The 239-nt window shown below is 62.3% G+C and carries 1 pseudogene; it reads right to left on the reverse strand.

Annotated elements, in window-relative coordinates:
* A pseudogene (locus tag WLY71_RS30960) lies at positions 1-239 on the reverse strand (IS110 family transposase); the annotation flags it as partial.

Here is a 239-nt window from a genome sequence, read left to right on the forward strand (position 1 = left end):
GTGCGTCGACGCACATAGCCTTGGCGGGCGCGATGCAACGCCTGCATTGCCAGCGCCGCAACGCTTTTGACCGGCACTGCGTAGATCTTTTCATCGCGACCAGCCCGCAGAATCGCCAGTGCATCGTTGCGATCATTTTTAGGCCCGCTGCGATGGGTGGCCACCAAACCGGCTGGAAGAATCCGCGCCAGATTGCCTTGCTCTTGCAACTGCCGGGCCCAGGCTTGAGCACCCGGACC

The organism is Pseudomonas rossensis, assembly GCF_039888995.1.
Taxonomy (GTDB): Bacteria; Pseudomonadota; Gammaproteobacteria; order Pseudomonadales; family Pseudomonadaceae; genus Aquipseudomonas; species Aquipseudomonas rossensis.